At 69.9% G+C, this 16,338-nt stretch carries 10 protein-coding genes; 6 read left to right on the top strand and 4 right to left on the bottom strand.

Features of this window, described 5'->3' with window-relative positions:
- Positions 1–186: 186 nt before the first annotated feature.
- Both lepA and AB0J02_RS02215 read left to right on the top strand, forming a co-directional pair.
- A complete protein-coding gene (gene lepA / locus AB0J02_RS02220) occupies positions 187–2,055 on the top strand; it encodes a translation elongation factor 4 (protein WP_363191598.1) in 1,869 nt (622 codons plus the stop codon).
- Positions 2,056–2,300: 245 nt separating this feature from the next.
- On the top strand, positions 2,301–4,190 hold the full coding sequence (locus tag AB0J02_RS02215; RefSeq protein WP_363191597.1) for an AMP-dependent synthetase/ligase: 1,890 nt from the start codon (positions 2,301–2,303) through the stop codon (positions 4,188–4,190).
- A gap of 21 nt (positions 4,191–4,211) precedes the next feature.
- Here the strand turns inward: AB0J02_RS02215 and AB0J02_RS02210 are convergent, their stop codons facing one another.
- Positions 4,212–4,790: a response regulator gene (locus AB0J02_RS02210; protein WP_363191596.1), complete on the bottom strand. Its 579-nt coding sequence runs from the start codon at positions 4,788–4,790 to the stop codon at positions 4,212–4,214.
- Between the two features lie 12 nt (positions 4,791–4,802).
- Entirely contained in the window at positions 4,803–8,957 is a 4,155-nt protein-coding gene (locus AB0J02_RS02205) for a HAMP domain-containing protein (protein WP_363191595.1), read from the bottom strand.
- 110 nt (positions 8,958–9,067) lie between these two features.
- Between AB0J02_RS02205 and AB0J02_RS02200 the strand changes: the two genes are divergently transcribed.
- Positions 9,068–11,020 (top strand): SpoIIE family protein phosphatase, encoded by a 1,953-nt coding sequence (locus AB0J02_RS02200; RefSeq protein ID WP_363191594.1) that lies wholly within the window; start codon positions 9,068–9,070, stop codon positions 11,018–11,020.
- 27 nt (positions 11,021–11,047) lie between these two features.
- Positions 11,048–12,280, top strand: a complete 1,233-nt coding sequence (gene hemW, locus AB0J02_RS02195; RefSeq protein ID WP_363191593.1) for a radical SAM family heme chaperone HemW — start codon at positions 11,048–11,050, stop codon at positions 12,278–12,280.
- Positions 12,281–12,418: 138 nt separating this feature from the next.
- On the opposite strand, the gene AB0J02_RS02190 is transcribed toward hemW, so the two are convergent.
- Both AB0J02_RS02190 and AB0J02_RS02185 read right to left on the bottom strand, forming a co-directional pair.
- The gene (locus AB0J02_RS02190) at positions 12,419–13,243 is read right to left on the bottom strand and encodes a DUF3097 domain-containing protein (RefSeq protein ID WP_363191591.1); all 825 of its coding nucleotides are present in this window, start codon (positions 13,241–13,243) and stop codon (positions 12,419–12,421) included.
- A gap of 35 nt (positions 13,244–13,278) precedes the next feature.
- Entirely contained in the window at positions 13,279–14,019 is a 741-nt protein-coding gene (locus AB0J02_RS02185) for an MBL fold metallo-hydrolase (RefSeq protein WP_363191590.1), read from the bottom strand.
- Between the two features lie 130 nt (positions 14,020–14,149).
- On the opposite strand from AB0J02_RS02185, the gene hrcA reads away from it, so the two are divergent.
- Together hrcA and dnaJ are read left to right on the top strand one after the other, a co-directional pair.
- Positions 14,150–15,166, top strand: coding sequence for a heat-inducible transcriptional repressor HrcA (gene hrcA, locus AB0J02_RS02180; RefSeq protein ID WP_363191589.1), 1,017 nt, complete (start codon positions 14,150–14,152; stop codon positions 15,164–15,166).
- Positions 15,167–16,303 (top strand): molecular chaperone DnaJ, encoded by a 1,137-nt coding sequence (gene dnaJ, locus AB0J02_RS02175; RefSeq protein ID WP_363191588.1) that lies wholly within the window; start codon positions 15,167–15,169, stop codon positions 16,301–16,303.
- Positions 16,304–16,338 lie beyond the last annotated feature (35 nt).

Raw genomic sequence — 16,338 nt, 5'->3', positions numbered from 1 at the left:
GGACCCGTACCGATGATTTTCACTGAGTGTGTGCCTCCTGCTGAGAGGGCATGAGACACAGCTGCTCACGGTACCAGCCGTACTCCCACCGGCCCAAACCAGTCCCAGTCCCCTCGCCGTGGGACCATGGAAGCTACGTATCGATCCGACCCGAGGCATAAGGCGCCTCAAGAGACAGGACCCTGCGTGCCCGCGATCCCTAACAATGTGCCCGAGCCGAGCCGTACCGACCCGGCGCTGCTCCGCAATTTCTGCATCATCGCGCACATCGACCACGGCAAGTCCACGCTCGCCGACCGGATGCTCCAGCTGACCGGAGTGGTCGATCAGCGGCAGATGCGCGCCCAGTACCTCGACCGGATGGACATCGAGCGCGAGCGCGGCATCACGATCAAGTCCCAGGCGGTGCGACTGCCCTGGGCCCCCACCGAGGGCCCGGACCAGGGCAGTACCCACATCCTCAACATGATCGACACCCCGGGCCACGTGGACTTCACGTACGAGGTCTCGCGCTCGCTCGCCGCGTGCGAGGGCACGGTCCTGCTCGTCGACGCCGCCCAGGGCATCGAGGCCCAGACCCTCGCCAACCTGTACCTGGCGATGGAGAACGACCTCAAGATCATCCCGGTGCTCAACAAGATCGACCTGCCGGCCGCCCAGCCCGAGAAGTTCTCCGAGGAGCTGGCGAACCTCATCGGGTGCGACCCCGACGACGTCCTCAAGGTCTCCGCGAAGACCGGCATGGGTGTCGACGCGCTCCTCGACAAGGTCGTCGCCGAGATCCCCGCGCCGGTCGGCGTCGCCGACGCCTCCGCCCGCGCGATGATCTTCGACTCGGTCTACGACTCGTACCGCGGTGTCGTCACCTACGTCCGTGTCGTCGACGGCCAGCTCAACAAGCGTGAGCGGATCCGGATGATGTCCACCGGCGCGACGCACGAGCTGCTGGAGATCGGGGTCTCCTCGCCCGAGATGACCCCGGCCGACGGCATCGGCGTCGGCGAGGTGGGCTACATCATCACCGGCGTGAAGGACGTCCGTCAGTCCAAGGTCGGTGACACGATCACCTCGCTGCACAACGGCGCGACCGAGGCCCTCGGCGGGTACAAGGACCCCAAGCCGATGGTGTTCTCGGGGCTCTACCCGCTGGACGGCTCGGAGTACCCGGACCTGCGCGAGGCCCTCGACAAGCTGCAGCTCAACGATGCCGCCCTGGTCTACGAGCCGGAGACCTCGGCCGCGCTCGGCTTCGGCTTCCGCGTCGGCTTCCTGGGGCTGCTGCACCTCGACGTGATCCGTGAACGCCTCGAGCGCGAGTTCGGCCTCGACCTCATCGCGACCGCTCCGAACGTGGTCTACCGCGTGATCATGGAGGACGGCACCGAGCACACTGTCACCAACCCGAGCGAGTTCCCCGAGGGCAAGATCGACGAGGTGTACGAGCCCGTCGTACGCGCCACGATCCTCGCCCCGAGCGAGTTCATCGGCTCGATCATGGAGCTGTGCCAGAACCGGCGCGGTGTCCTGCTCGGCATGGACTACCTCTCCGAGGACCGTGTGGAGATCCGCTACACGCTGCCGCTCGCCGAGATCGTCTTCGACTTCTTCGACAACCTGAAGTCCAAGACGCGCGGGTACGCCTCGCTGGACTACGAGCCCACCGGCGAGCAGTCGGCCCAGCTCGTCAAGGTCGACATCCTGCTGCACGGCGACAAGGTCGACGCCTTCTCCGCCGTCACCCACAAGGACGCCGCCTACGCGTACGGCGTGCGCCTGGTGGCCAAGCTGCGCGAGCTGATCCCGCGGCAGGCCTTCGAGGTGCCGATTCAGGCCGCGATCGGCTCCCGGGTCATCGCCCGCGAGACCATCCGCGCCATCCGCAAGGACGTCCTCGCCAAGTGCTACGGCGGTGACATCTCCCGTAAGCGCAAGCTCCTGGAGAAGCAGAAGGAAGGCAAGAAGCGCATGAAGATGGTCGGCTCCGTCGAGGTGCCGCAGGAAGCCTTCATCGCGGTGCTCTCCAGCGACGACAGCGGCGGCAAGGGCAAGAAGTAGCAAGAAGTAGCTCTGAGCAGCTGTCGCGCTACAGGGAAACGGTGGGCTCGGTACGCACATGCGTGCTGGGGCCACCGTTTTTGTGTGGGCCCTGTGAGAGCCGAGGCCACTGGGGCAACCCGGTCGAAGTTGAAAGCCGGAGCCTCTTACGCACCGGGCGAGCGCGCCTTACCCTGATCACTGCTCAATGGTTACTCGCCAGTTAAACAAGCCGCGTTTCAACAGTCGCGGGCCCGGAGGACGTCGTGAGCGACACACAGACCCTGATCGAGAACCGGCCGCCCTCCGTGGCGTCCCTCTTCCTGGAGCGCGTCGCGGCGACACCTGATGCCGAGGCCTACCGCTACCCGGTGCCGGCCCCGTCGGGCGCGGGCCCGGACGAGTGGAAGTCCCTGAGCTGGGCGGGCGCCGCGCAGCGGGTCCACGCCGTCGCCGCCGGGCTCGTCGAGCTGGGTGTGCGGCCCGAGGAGCGGGTGGCGCTCGCCTCCTCGACGCGGGTCGAGTGGATCCTCGCCGACCTCGCCATCATGTGTGCGGGAGCGGCGACGACCACCGTCTACCCGCAGACCAACGCCGAGGAGTCGGCGTTCATCCTGTCCGACTCCGAGTCCAAGGTGCTCGTCGCCGAGGACGCCGCGCAGCTCGCCAAGGCGCGCGAGCGCCGGGCCGAGCTGCCGGAGCTGAAGCATGTCGTGGTGATCGACGCGACCGGGGTCGAGCCCGACGCCGCCGACCCCGACGGCTGGCTGCTCACCCTGGAGGACCTGGAGGCGCGCGGCGCCGCCTATCTGGAGAAGAACCCGGCTGTCGTCAAGGAGCGGGTCGCGGCGATCCGCAAGGAGCAGCTCGCCACCCTCATCTACACGTCCGGGACGACCGGGCGCCCCAAGGGTGTCCGGCTGCCGCACGACAACTGGTCGTACCTGGCGAAGGCCATGGCCGCGACCGGGCTCCTCGGCCCGGACGACGTGCAGTACCTGTGGCTGCCGCTCGCGCACGTCTTCGGCAAGGTGCTGATCAGCGGCCAGATCGAGGTCGGGCACGTGACGGCCGTCGACGGTCGCGTGGACAAGATCATCGAGAATCTGCCGATCGTGCAGCCGACGTACATGGCCGCCGTGCCGCGCATCTTCGAGAAGGTCTACAACGGCGTCGCCGCGAAGGCGCGGGCCGGTGGCAGCGCCAAGTACAAGATCTTCCAGTGGGCGGCCGGGGTCGCGCGCGAGTACGCGAAGGTCAGCCAGGACAACTTCCGCCGTACGGGCGTCGCGTCGGTGCCGTTCAAGCTCGCCTCGAAGCACAAGGCCGCCGACCGGCTCGTCTTCAGCAAGCTGCGGGAGGCCTTCGGCGGGCGGCTGCGGGCCTGCATCTCCGGCTCGGCGGCGCTCGCCCCCGAGATCGGCTACTTCTTCGCCGGCGCGGGCGTGCACATCCTGGAGGGGTACGGGCTGACCGAGTCGTCGGCCGCGTCCTTCGTCAACCCCGGCGAGGCGTACCGGACCGGGACCGTCGGCAAGCCGCTGCCCGGCACCGAGGTGCGGATCGCCGACGACGGGGAGATCCTGCTGCGCGGCCCCGGCATCATGGAGGGCTACCACGGGCTGCCCGAGAAGACCGCCGAGGTGCTGGAGAGCGACGGCTGGTTCCACACCGGCGACATCGGCGAGCTGTCCGTCGACGGCTATCTGCGGATCACCGACCGCAAGAAGGACCTCATCAAGACGTCGGGCGGCAAGTACATCGCGCCCGCCGAGGTCGAGGGCCAGTTCAAGGCCGTGTGCCCGTACGTGTCCAACATCCTGGTGCACGGGGCCGACCGGAACTTCTGCACCGCGCTCATCGCCCTCGACGAGCCGGCCATCCTGGAGTGGGCCAAGGAGAACGGCCTGGAGGGCAAGTCCTACGCGGACGTCGTCGCCGCGCCCGCGACCGTGCAGCTCGTCGACGGCTACGTACGCGAGCTGAACGAGGGCCTGCAGCGGTGGCAGACCATCAAGAAGTTCAAGCTGCTGCCGCGCGATCTCGACGTGGAGCACGGTGAGCTGACGCCGAGCCTGAAGCTGAAGCGGCCCGTCGTCGAGCGGGAGTACAAGGAGCTGCTCGACGACATGTACGCCGGGTCGCGGGAGAACTAGGCGGGCGACGGGGCGCCCCGCTCAGGGGCGCCTCATCATGCGCAGGGTCTCCTCCATCCGCGTGAGGTGATGGCGCAGTTCCCGTACGTCGGGGTCGACGTCTTCCGACAGATGGTGCTCGATCGAGGTCATGCGGGACGTCAGCGCGTCGAACTGCTGCTGTTCGCGGGCCAGTAGCCGTTCCAGTTGCTGGGTTTTCCGGTGCAGGTCCAGGAAGACCGTGACCTTCGCCCGCAGCACCCAGGGGTCGAAAGGCTTGGTCAGGTAGTCGGCCGCGCCCGTCGCGTAGCCGCGGAAGGCGTATCCGGCGTCGGCGTCCGTGCCCGTCAGGAAGATGATCGGGACGTCTTTTGTCTGGTCCAGGCGCTTGATGTTGGTCGCCGTCTCGAAGCCGTCCATGCCCGGCATCCGGATGTCGAGCAGGACCACGGCGAAACGGCGGCGGAGCAGTGCCTTCATCGCCTCCTCGCCCGAACGGGCCCGTACCAGCGGCTCGTTGAGCGAGCCGAGGACGGCTTCCAGCGCGACCAGATTGTCCTCCATGTCATCGACGAGAAGGATGCTCGCCCGCTCGTCCGTGGTCAGCTCTGCAGTGGTCATGACGCAGGTCCCTCATTCGATTGTCGGCGGGGCGACCGTTCCATCCTTGCCCTCCCGCTCTTGTGGTGCGGTGGGTCCGCCCGTGCCGACGACCTCAGGGGCCAGGAGGTCGCACACGACAGTCAACAATTGATCGACGTCCACCGGTTTGGGTACGTAGTCGTTGGCGCCCTTGGCGATCGACTTCTCCCGGTCGCCGGGCATGGCCTTCGCGGTGAGGGCCACGATCGGCAGTCCGGCCCAGCGCGTCGTTCCACGAATGACCGAGATCGTCTCATAGCCATCCATCTCCGGCATCATGATGTCCATCAGGACGAGTTCGACGTCGGAGTTGCGCTCCAGCGTTTCGATGCCCTCCCGGCCGTTCTCCGCGTACAGGACGGGCATGCCCACGCGGCCGAGCACATGAGTGAGCGCGAAGACGTTACGGATGTCGTCGTCGACGATGAGCACCCGGCGTCCGGGCAGCACCTGGCCCGCGAGACCGGTCTTCCACCGCTCCAGCTTCGTCGGCGTCGGCCAGTTGTCCTCCTGCTCGTGGATCGTGTACGCGTCCGCGGAGCCGTCCTGCTGAGCGGGGACGAGGGGCATCGGATCGGTCTGCATCTCGTCGCCCGCCGGCTCGTGCCCGGGATGGACGACGGGCACGTACAGCGTGAACGTGGAGCCCTCGCCGGGCTCGCTCTCGGCAATGATGCGGCCGCCGAGCAGCCCGGCGATCTCCCGGCTGATGGAGAGGCCGAGGCCCGTGCCGCCGTACTTGCGGTTGGTGGTGCCGTCGGCCTGCTGGAACGCCTCGAAGATGACGGGGAGTTTGTCCCGCGCGATGCCGATGCCGGTGTCCGAGACGGCGAAGGCGATCAGGTCCTCGCTCTCGCGCACGAACGTGTGCTCCGGGTCCTTGATCCGCTTGACCCGCAGTTCGACCCGGCCGTTGGCGGTGAACTTGATCGCGTTCGACAGGAGGTTGCGCAGGATCTGCTGGAGGCGCTGCTCGTCGGAGAAGACCTCGCGCGGCACGTCCTCGCCGACCGTCACCTCGAAGGCGAGCCCGCGGTCGAGGGTGATCGGGCGGAACGTGGCGTGGACGTAGTCGAGGAGCTTGATGAGGGGGAGCTTCTTGGGACGTACGTCCATGCGTCCCGCCTCGATCTTCGACAGGTCGAGGATGTCGTTGATGAGCTGGAGCAGGTCGGATCCTGAGCGGTGGATCGTCGTCGCGAACTGGACTTCCTGGTCGTTGAGGTGCCCGTCCGGGTTGTCGGAGAGCAGCCGGGCCAGGATGAGGAGCGAGTTGAGGGGAGTGCGCAGCTCGTGCGACATGTTCGCCAGGAACTCCGACTTGTACTGGGAGCTCGTCGCCAACAGGGCCGCTTTCTCTTCCAGTTCCGCGTTCGAGCGCTGCAACTCGCCCTGCTGGCGCTGGAGTTCGTCGGACCGCTCCTGGAGCTGGGTCGCCAGGCGCTGGGACTCGCCGAGCAGGGACTCGGTGCGGGAGTTGGCGATGATGGTGTTGATCGCGACGCCGATCGTGTTCACGAACTGGTCGAAGAAGGCCAGGTGGACGTCGGAGAAGCGGGAGAACGACGCCAGCTCGATGACGCCGAGGAGCTTGTCCTCGAAGAGGATCGGGATGATGACGACAGAGGCGGGGGCGGCTTCCCCCAGGCCGCTGTTGATCTTGATGTAGTCCGGCGGGGCCTCCTCCACCAGGATCCGCTTCTTCTCCAGGGCCGCCTGCCGTACGAGACCGTGGACCGGCATGCCGCCGGTGTCGACGACCAGGGCCGCGGCCGAGCCGTAGCCCGCGATGTAGGCGAGCCCCTTGGTGGGGATGGTCGTCCGGATCGGGGTGTCGTCCTCGTCCGGCTCGGCGAGGAAGAAGGCGCCGTACTGCGCGTTCACCAGCGGGGTCAGTTCGCGCAGGATCAGGTCGGCGACCTCCATGAGGTCCCGGTGTCCCTGCATCAGGGCCGCCAGGCGCGCCAGGTTCGACTCCAGCCAGTCCTTCGCGCGGGTCGTCTCGCGGAGGTTGGCCACCATCAGGTTGATGTTGTCCTTCAGCTCCGCGACCTCGCCCTGCGTCTCCACCGCGATCGAGCGGGACATGTCACCCTGCGTGACCGCGGACGCCACCTCGGCGATGGCGCGAACCTGTGTGGTCAGGTTCGACGCCAGCTCGTTCACGTTCGTCGTCAGGCGCTTCCAGGTGCCGTAGACGCCCTCGACCCGTGCCTGCCCGCCGAGTTGACCCTCGGAGCCGACCTCGCGGGCCACACGCGTGACCTCGGAGGAGAAGGACGACAGGGTGTCCACCATCGTGTTGATGGTCGTCTTCAGTTCGAGGATCTCGCCGCGCGCGTCGACGTCGATCTTCTTGGAGAGGTCGCCCTGGGCCACCGCCGTGGCGACCTGCGCGATGTTGCGGACCTGCGACGTCAGGTTGTCCGCCATGTAGTTGACGTTGTCGGTGAGGTCCTTCCAGACACCCGAGACGCCGTGCACCGTCGCGCGTCCGCCGAGGGCGCCGTCCGTGCCGACCTCGCGGGCCACGCGCGTGACCTCGTCGGCGAAGCCGCGCAACTGCTCCACCATCGTGTTGACGGTGTCCTTCAGCTCCAGGATCTCGCCGCGGGCGTCGACCGAGATCTTCTTGGAGAGGTCGCCCTGGGCCACCGCCGTCGTGACCTGCGCGATGTTACGGACCTGGGAGGTGAGGTTCGACGCCATGAAGTTGACGTTGTCGGTCAGGTCGTTCCACACGCCGGCGACACCGCGCACCTGCGCCTGGCCGCCCAGGTTCCCCTCGGTGCCGACCTCGCGGGCGACGCGGGTGACCTCGTCGGCGAAGGCGGAGAGCTGGTCGACCATCGTGTTGATCGTCGACTTGAGTTCGAGGATCTCGCCCTTCGCCTCGACCGTGATCTTCTTGCCGAGGTCGCCCTGCGCCACCGCCGTGGACACGAGGGCGATGTTGCGCACCTGCGACGTCAGGTTGTCGGCCATGAAGTTGACGTTGTCGGTGAGGTCCTTCCAGACGCCGGAGACGCCGCGGACCTGGGCGCGGCCGCCCAGCTGGCCCTCGGTGCCGACCTCGCGGGCGACGCGGGTGACCTCGTCGGCGAAGGCGGAGAGCTGGTCGACCATCGTGTTGATCGTCGACTTGAGTTCGAGGATCTCGCCCTGCGCGTCGACCATGATCTTCTGGCTCAGGTCGCCGTTGGCCACGGCCGTCGTGACCTGCGCGATGTTACGGACCTGGGAGGTGAGGTTCGACGCCATGAAGTTGACGTTGTCGGTCAGGTCCTTCCAGACGCCGGAGACACCGCGGACCTGGGCGCGGCCGCCCAGCTGGCCCTCGGTGCCGACCTCGCGCGCGACGCGCGTGACCTCGTCGGCGAACGCGGAGAGCTGGTCGACCATCGTGTTGACGGTCAGCTTCAGCTCCAGCAGCTCGCCCGTCGCCTCGATCGTCACGGTACGGGTCAGGTCGCCCCGGGCCACCGCGGTCGTCACGAGCGCGATGTCCCGCACCTGGGCGGTCAGCCGGGACGCCATGGTGTTGACCGCCTCGGTCACGTCACGCCAACTGCCGGACAGACCCTGCGCCTTGGCGCGCCCGCCGAGCCGGCCCTCGGTGCCCACCTCGCGGGCCACCCGGGTCACCTCGCCGGTGAAGAGGGACAGCTGGTCCACCATCTTGTTGACGGCGCGGCCCAACCGGCGTAAGTCGCCTCTGAGTTGGCGGTTGCCGTCGTGCAGGTCGACACGCTGCGTCAGATCGCCGCCCGCCACCGCGTCGAGCACCCGCGTGGCGTTCGCCGCGGGGGCGACCAGGGCGCCGATGATGGTGTTGACGTCGTGAATACGCGTGGCCCACGCACCCTGCCCCGGGCTCGCCTCCAGCCGCTCGTCGAGCCGCCCGTGCCGGACGATCTCCCGGCGCACCCGGGTCAGTTCGACGTTGTAGTGGACGCTGCGGTCGATGAGCTGGTTGAACACGGCCGCCAGCTCGCCCACCATGCCCTCCCCGCCATCGGGGAGCCGGGTGAAGTTCCCGTCGCGGGCAGCCGATATGGCGGCCAGCAGCGGCCGGAGGTCGGGCGGACGGATGACGTCGCTTTCCGGCCTGTTCGGATGCACACGCATAGCACTGTTCTCACTCATGGCGGCCCACTTCGGTAACTCGGTGCTTATGGGCGTGGTCAGTCTGTCACTCTGTTCGTGTCGCCTGAGGCGTCTTTGCCCGAACTGCTCAGGAGCCGAACGTGGGGCCCATGCCTATCCAGCGGGAAACCACCTTCAGTGACGGGGACGTAGCGGACCATCCGCACGCAGGACCGTTCCTGGTCCACACGTCGCTGCCGGGGGACTCCCTCGCGCCCGCGGCCGCCCGCCGCTTCGTACGGGCCGCGTTCGCCGACTGGACCGAGCAGGCAGTGCCCGGCTGCGCCGCTCTCGGCGACCGGCTGAGCGACGACGCGATCGTCGTCCTGAGCGAACTCGTGACGAACGCCGTGGTGCACGCCGGCACCAGCGTCGACCTGCTCTGCCGCCTGGACGAGGCCGCCGCCGACGGCACCCCCGCGGGGGTCGTCGTCGAGGTCACCGACCACCACCCGGCCCGCGCCGTACGCGGCGAGCGGGCCTGCCGCACGTCCGAGACCCCCGAAAGCGGCCGCGGCCTCCAGCTCGTCGCGTCCCTCGCCGAATCGTGGGGCATCACCTACCGGCCCGGCACCAAGACGGTCTGGGCCCGGCTGCCCGCGGCCGACACCGAGGAGGCCGCGACCGGCCCCGCCGTGCACTCCGCCGTCCGCGCCCTGGAGCGCGGCCTGCGCGCCGAACTCCTCGCGCCCATGCCCAGACGCGTGCCCCAGGACCGGGACTGGGTCAACCGCGGCGCGCTCTCCTTCCTCGCCGAGGCCTCCGACCTGCTCGCTGGCCAGCTCGACGAGGACATGGTCGCCGCGCTCGTCGGCCAGCTCCTCGTGCCGCGGCTCGCCGACTGGTGCGCGATCTGGCTGTACGACGAGGAGGGCCGCGGTCTGCCGGGCACCGCTGACCGCGACCTGCGGGGCGGCGCCGACCCGATGCCCGCGCCCCGCCTGGCCCGCGTCTGGCACGGCCACGAGAACCGTAGCGAGGAACTACGCCGGATCCTGGAGAAGGAACCGCCGCGTCTGCCCGACGCCGCCCGCACCGCGGCCGTCCCCATGCCCTGGCCGTTTGAGACGCGGGGCGAGAACTGCCAGGACGACGAGTGGGGCGCCGCGCTCGCCTACCGCCTGATGGTGGGCGGGCGCAGCCTCGGCGTCCTGCTCATCGGGCGCGCGGGCCTGCCCCGCTTCCCCGACGAGGTCACCGGACTCGTCGAGGACTTCAGCCGCCGGGTCGCCCTCGCCGTCAGCGCGGCCCGCCGCTTCACCCGGCAGGCCACCATCAGCCGCATCCTGCAGCGCGGCCTGCTGCCCGTCTCCATCGCCGAGATCCCCGGCATGCAGAGCGCCCTCGTGTACGAGCCGAAGGAGGCGGGCGGCCCCGGCGGCGACTTCTACGACGTGTTCCCCGCCGCTGACGGCCGCTGGTGCTTCGCGCTCGGCGACATCCAGGGCAAGGGCCCCGAGGCCGCGGTGGTGATCGGGCTCGTCCGGCCCTGGCTGCGGCTCCTCGCCCGGGAGGGCTACCCGGTCGCCCAGGTCCTGGGCCGGCTCAACCGGCTGCTGCTCGACGACGCGACCGAGGCCGCCGACGCCGCGGCCCGCGCCCTCGCCGCGGCCGGCGGCGAGGGTGTCCCGCCGGACGGCTCCAACGCCCGCTTCCTCTCCCTCCTCTACGGCGAACTGACACCGGCCGGCGACGGGGGCGCGGTCACCTGCACCCTCGCCTCCGCCGGGCATCCGCTGCCCCTGCTGATGCGCCCCGGCGGCGAGGTCGTCACGGCGGCCACCCCACAGGTGCTGCTCGGTGTCGTCGAGGACCCGGAGTACACGAGCGAGTCGTTCGAGCTGCTGACCGGCGACACGCTGCTGTGCGTCACGGACGGCGTGACCGAGCGCCGCTCCGGGCACCGTCAGTTCGACGACGGCGACGGGCTCGCGCACGCCCTCGCCGGGTGCGCGGGGCTGACGGCGCAGCTGCTCGCCGAGCGCATCCGGCGCCTCGTGCACGCCTACGCGGACGGCCCGCCGGACGACGATCTGGCGCTGCTGGTGCTCCAGGCGCTGTGACGGTGCGGGAGGCGGGACAATGGGGCCATGCCTTCCGCACTTCCCGATGGTGAGCCCGTGCCCGACGACGGGGCTCTGCCCGCCGCCGCGCTGGCCGGCGCCGCCGACCGGCCCCTCGGCTTCTACCTGCACGTCCCGTACTGCGCCACGCGCTGCGGCTACTGCGACTTCAACACGTACACGGCGACCGAGCTGCGCGGCACCGGGGGCGTGCTCGCCTCGCGGGACAACTACGCCGAGACCCTGATCGAGGAGGTCCGGCTCGCGCGCAAGGTGCTCGGGGACGACCCGCGACCGGTACGGACCGTGTTCGTCGGCGGCGGCACGCCGACCCTGCTGCCCGCCGCCGACCTCGTACGGATGCTCGGGACGATCCGGGACGAGTTCGGGCTCGCGGACGACGCGGAGGTGACGACCGAGGCCAATCCCGAGTCGGTGGACCCGGCCTACCTGGCACAGCTGCGGGCCGGGGGCTTCAACCGGGTCTCGTTCGGGATGCAGAGCGCGCGGCAGCACGTGCTGAAGGTCCTCGACCGTACGCACACCCCCGGGCGGCCCGAGGCCTGTGTCGCCGAGGCGCGGGCGGCCGGCTTCGAGCACGTGAACCTGGACCTGATCTACGGCACGCCGGGCGAGAGCGACGACGACTGGCGGGCCTCGCTGGACGCCGCCCTCGCGGCAGGGCCCGATCACATCTCCGCGTACGCGCTGATCGTCGAGGAGGGCACGCAGCTCGCCCGGCGGATCCGGCGCGGCGAGGTGCCGATGACCGACGACGACGTGCACGCGGACCGGTACCTGATCGCCGACGAGACCATGGCTGCGGCCGGGTTCGGCTGGTACGAGGTCTCGAACTGGGCGACGTCCGAGGCGGCCCGCTGCCTGCACAACGAGCTGTACTGGCGCGGCGCCGACTGGTGGGGGGCCGGGCCCGGGGCGCACTCACACGTGGGCGGTGTGCGGTGGTGGAACGTCAAGCATCCCGGCGCGTACGCCGCCGCGCTGGCCGCGGGGAGGTCGCCGGGGGCGGGGCGGGAAGTGCTGGCCGACGAGGATCGGCGGGTCGAGCGGATTCTCCTTGAACTACGGCTCCGGGAGGGCTGCCCCTTGTCGCTGCTGAGGCCCGCGGGTACGGCTGCGGCGCGCAAGGCGTTGGAGGACGGGTTGCTGGAGCGCGGGCCCTTTGAGGAGGGGCGGGCTGTGCTGACGTTGCGGGGGCGGTTGTTGGCCGATGGGATTGTTCGGGATCTGGTCGACTGAGTGCGCTGCGCCCACGCGCCGTAGGGGGTGCGGGTTCGTCGCGAGTGCGTCGTCGTGGCTGCTCGCGCCCCGCGGCGGACCCGCTGACCGGCCCAGCCCCGTGCCCCTGGCGGGGCGCTTCCTGCCCGGAGAAGGGTCCTAGTCGTCTGTACCCGTCACGAAGTCGATCAACTCCTCGACCCTGCCGAGGAGCTCGGGCTCCAGGTCCTTGTACGAGCGGACCCGGGACAGGATGTGCTGCCAGGCCTCGCCCGTGTTCGCCACGCGCCAGCCCAGCGCACGGCACACGCCCGTCTTCCAGTCCTGGCCGTGCGGGATCCGGGGCCAGGCCTCGATGCCCAGCGAGGACGGCTTCACCGCCTCCCAGATGTCGATGTACGGGTGGCCGACGACCAGCGCGTCGGCGCTCGTGACCGACTGGGCGATGCGCCACTCCTTCGTACCGGGGACCAGGTGGTCGACCAGGACGCCCAGCCGCGCGTCGGGGCCCGGGTCGAACTCCGCCACGATCGCCGGGAGGTCGTCGACGCCCTCCAGGAACTCCACGGCCACGCCCTCGATGCGCAGGTCGTCGCCCCAGACCCGCTCGATGAGCTGGGCGTCGTGTTTGCCCTCCACGTAGATGCGGCCCGCGCGGGCCACCCGGGCGCGGGCACCCGGGACCGCGACCGAGCCGGAGGCCGTGCGCGTGGGACGTACGGGGCCGCCGGCGGCGGGACGCACCAGCGTGACGACCTTGCCCTCCAGCAGGAAACCGCGCGGCTCCATCGGGAACACCCGGAGCTTGCCGAAGCGGTCCTCCAGGGTCACCGTCGGCCCCTGCGCCGTCTTCTCGACGCGCACGACCGCACCGCAGAAGCCCGTACCGACCTCTTCCACGACAAGATCCGGCTCTGCCGGGATCTCGGGAACAGACGTGTTCCGCTTCCAGGGGGGAGTGAGGTCCGGAGAGTACTGGCGCATTCGGCAGACGATAAGAAAAGGCGCCCCCGTCCGGCCTACGACACGCCGGTACGGGCCGCCAGTGTGGCGCGCTGCTCGCGGACAAACCCCGCATTCACCACAGACCCGTGCCCCGGAACGTAGCGGGCGTCCTCGCCGCCCAGCGACAGCAGCCGGTCGAGCGCCGCGGGCCAGTGGTGCGGGGCCGCGTCCGGACCGGCCTGCGGTTCGCCCGACTCCTCCACCAGGTCGCCGCAGAAGACGATCCCGGGGAGCGCGGGACCACCGGGGACCAGGACCGCCAGGTCGTGGCCGCTGTGCGCCGGGCCGACGTTCGCGAGCAGCACCCGCACACCGCCGCCGAGGTCAAGCGTCCACTCGCCGCAGACCCGGTGGGGCGGGGTGACGAGGAGATCGGCCGCCTCGGCCGCCGCGTCGGGGTCCAGGCCGTGGCGTACGGCGTCGGCGCGCAGCTGCCCGGCGCCGCCCGCGAACACGGTGTCGATGCCCACGGCCCCGTACACCTCGACGCCCGCGAACGCGGCCGTGCCGAGCACATGGTCGAAGTGCGGATGGGTCAGCGCGATGTGCGTCACCCTCCCGTGTGGTCCCAGGAGGCGGCGCACGTCCCCGCGCAGCCGGACGCCTTCACGGAGTGAGGATCCCGTGTCGATCAGCAGGGCCGCGTCCTCGCCGACGACGAGACCGGTCGTGCAGTCCCAGCCGGGCAGCCGGATTCGTCCCACATGCGGCGCCAGTTCTTCCCAGCCGGTCGACTTCCAGTCGATGCCTTCCATGTGTCGACGCTAGCGGCCTTGCCGGGTGCGTACCCACCGGCCGTACACTGAGCCGGGGACGATTGGCACTCACGCGCAGCGAGTGCCAAATCCGAAAGATCGCAGAGACAGTTGCTGGAGGTGTGCGCCGATGCTCAGTGAACGCAGGCTCGAAGTGCTGCGCGCCATCGTCCAGGACTACGTCGGCACCGAGGAGCCCGTCGGCTCCAAGGCGCTGACCGAACGGCACAGCCTGGGCGTCTCACCGGCGACCGTGCGCAACGACATGGCCGCCCTGGAGGACGAGGGGTTCATCGCCCAGCCGCACACCAGTGCCGGGCGGATCCCCACCGACAAGGGGTACCGACTCTTCGTCGACAAGCTCACCGCGGTGAAGCCGATGACGGCACCCGAGCGGCGCGCCATCCACAACTTCCTGGAAGGCGCCGTCGACCTCGATGACGTCGTCGGACGGACCGTGCGGCTGCTCGCGCAGCTGACGCGGCAGGTCGCGGTCGTCCAGTATCCGTCCCTGACCCGGTCCACCGTGCGCCATGTCGAGCTGCTCTCGCTCGCGCCCGCCCGTCTGATGCTCGTACTGATCACGGACACCGGGCGCGTGGAGCAGCGGATGATCGACTGCCCGGCGCCGTTCGGTGAGACGTCGCTGGCGGACCTGCGGGCCCGTCTCAACGCCCGCGTGGCGGGGCGCCGGTTCGCCGACGTGCCGCAGCTGGTGCAGGACCTCTCCGAGGCCTTCGAAGCGGAGGACCGGGGCACGGTCACGACGGTGCTCTCCACTCTGCTGGAGACGCTCGTCGAGGAGACCGAGGAGCGGCTGATGATCGGCGGAACCGCCAATCTCACCCGCTTCGGACATGACTTTCCCCTCACTATCCGGCCCGTGCTGGAGGCACTGGAGGAGCAGGTCGTGCTCCTCAAGTTGCTTGGTGAGGTGGGCGATTCGGGCATGGCCGTACGGATCGGTCACGAGAACGCCCACGAGGGACTCAACTCCACGTCCGTCGTGTCGGTCGGCTACGGTTCGGGCGGCGAGGCAGTGGCCAAGCTCGGCGTGGTCGGCCCGACCCGCATGGATTACCCGGGAACGATGGGAGCAGTACGCGCAGTGGCACGTTACGTCGGACAGATCCTGGCGGAGTCGTAAGTGGCCACGGACTACTACGCCGTACTCGGCGTGCGCCGCGACGCTTCCCAGGACGAAATCAAGAAGGCCTTCCGAAGGCTGGCCCGTGAGCTTCACCCGGACGTGAATCCGGATCCGAAGACTCAGGAGCGGTTCAAGGAGATCAACGCCGCCTACGAGGTGCTCTCCGACCCGCAGAAGAAGCAGGTCTACGACCTCGGGGGCGACCCCCTGTCGCAGGCCGGCGGAGGCGGCGCCGGAGGCTTCGGCGCCGGTGGGTTCGGGAACTTCTCGGACATCATGGACGCGTTCTTCGGAACCGCGTCGCAGCGTGGCCCCCGGTCGCGTACGCGCCGCGGCCAGGACGCCATGATCCGGCTCGAGATCGAGCTGGACGAGGCAGCCTTCGGCACCACCAAGGACATCCAGGTCGACACGGCTGTCGTCTGTACGACCTGCAGCGGTGAGGGCGCGGCGCCCGGGACCTCCGCCCAGACCTGCGACATGTGTCGCGGGCGCGGCGAGGTCTCGCAGGTCACGCGGTCCTTCCTCGGCCAGGTCATGACGAGCCGCCCGTGCCCGCAGTGCCAGGGCTTCGGCACCGTCGTGCCGACGCCGTGCCCCGAGTGCGCCGGTGACGGCCGCATCCGGTCGCGGCGCACGCTGACGGTGAAGATCCCGGCCGGTGTGGACAACGGGACGCGGATCCAGCTCGCGGGCGAGGGCGAGGTCGGCCCCGGCGGCGGCCCCGCCGGTGACCTGTACGTCGAGATCCACGAGCTGCCGCACCCGGTCTTCCAGCGGCGCGGCGACGATCTGCACTGCACGGTGACGATCCCGATGACGGCGGCGGCCCTCGGCACGAAGGTGCCGCTGGAGACGCTCGACGGCATGGAGGAGGTCGACATCCGGCCCGGCACCCAGTCCGGTCAGTCGGTCCCGCTGCACGGGCGCGGTATCACGCACCTGCGGGGCGGCGGCCGCGGCGATCTCCTCGTGCACGTCGAGGTCATGACGCCGCAGAAACTGGAGCCCGAGCAGGAGCGCCTGCTGCGCGAGCTGGCCAAACTGCGCGGCGAGGAGCGCCCCACCGGGCAGTTCCAGCCCGGGCAGCAGGGGTTGTTCTCGCGGTTGAAGGATGCCTTCAACGGGCGGTGAGTGTCTCTTTTGTGGCCGGGGGGTCCGGGGTGTAC

Source organism: Streptomyces sp. NPDC050264 (genome assembly GCF_040655895.1).
Taxonomy (GTDB): Bacteria; Actinomycetota; Actinomycetes; order Streptomycetales; family Streptomycetaceae; genus Streptomyces.
This window is presented reverse-complemented; position numbering and strand designations above follow the sequence as displayed.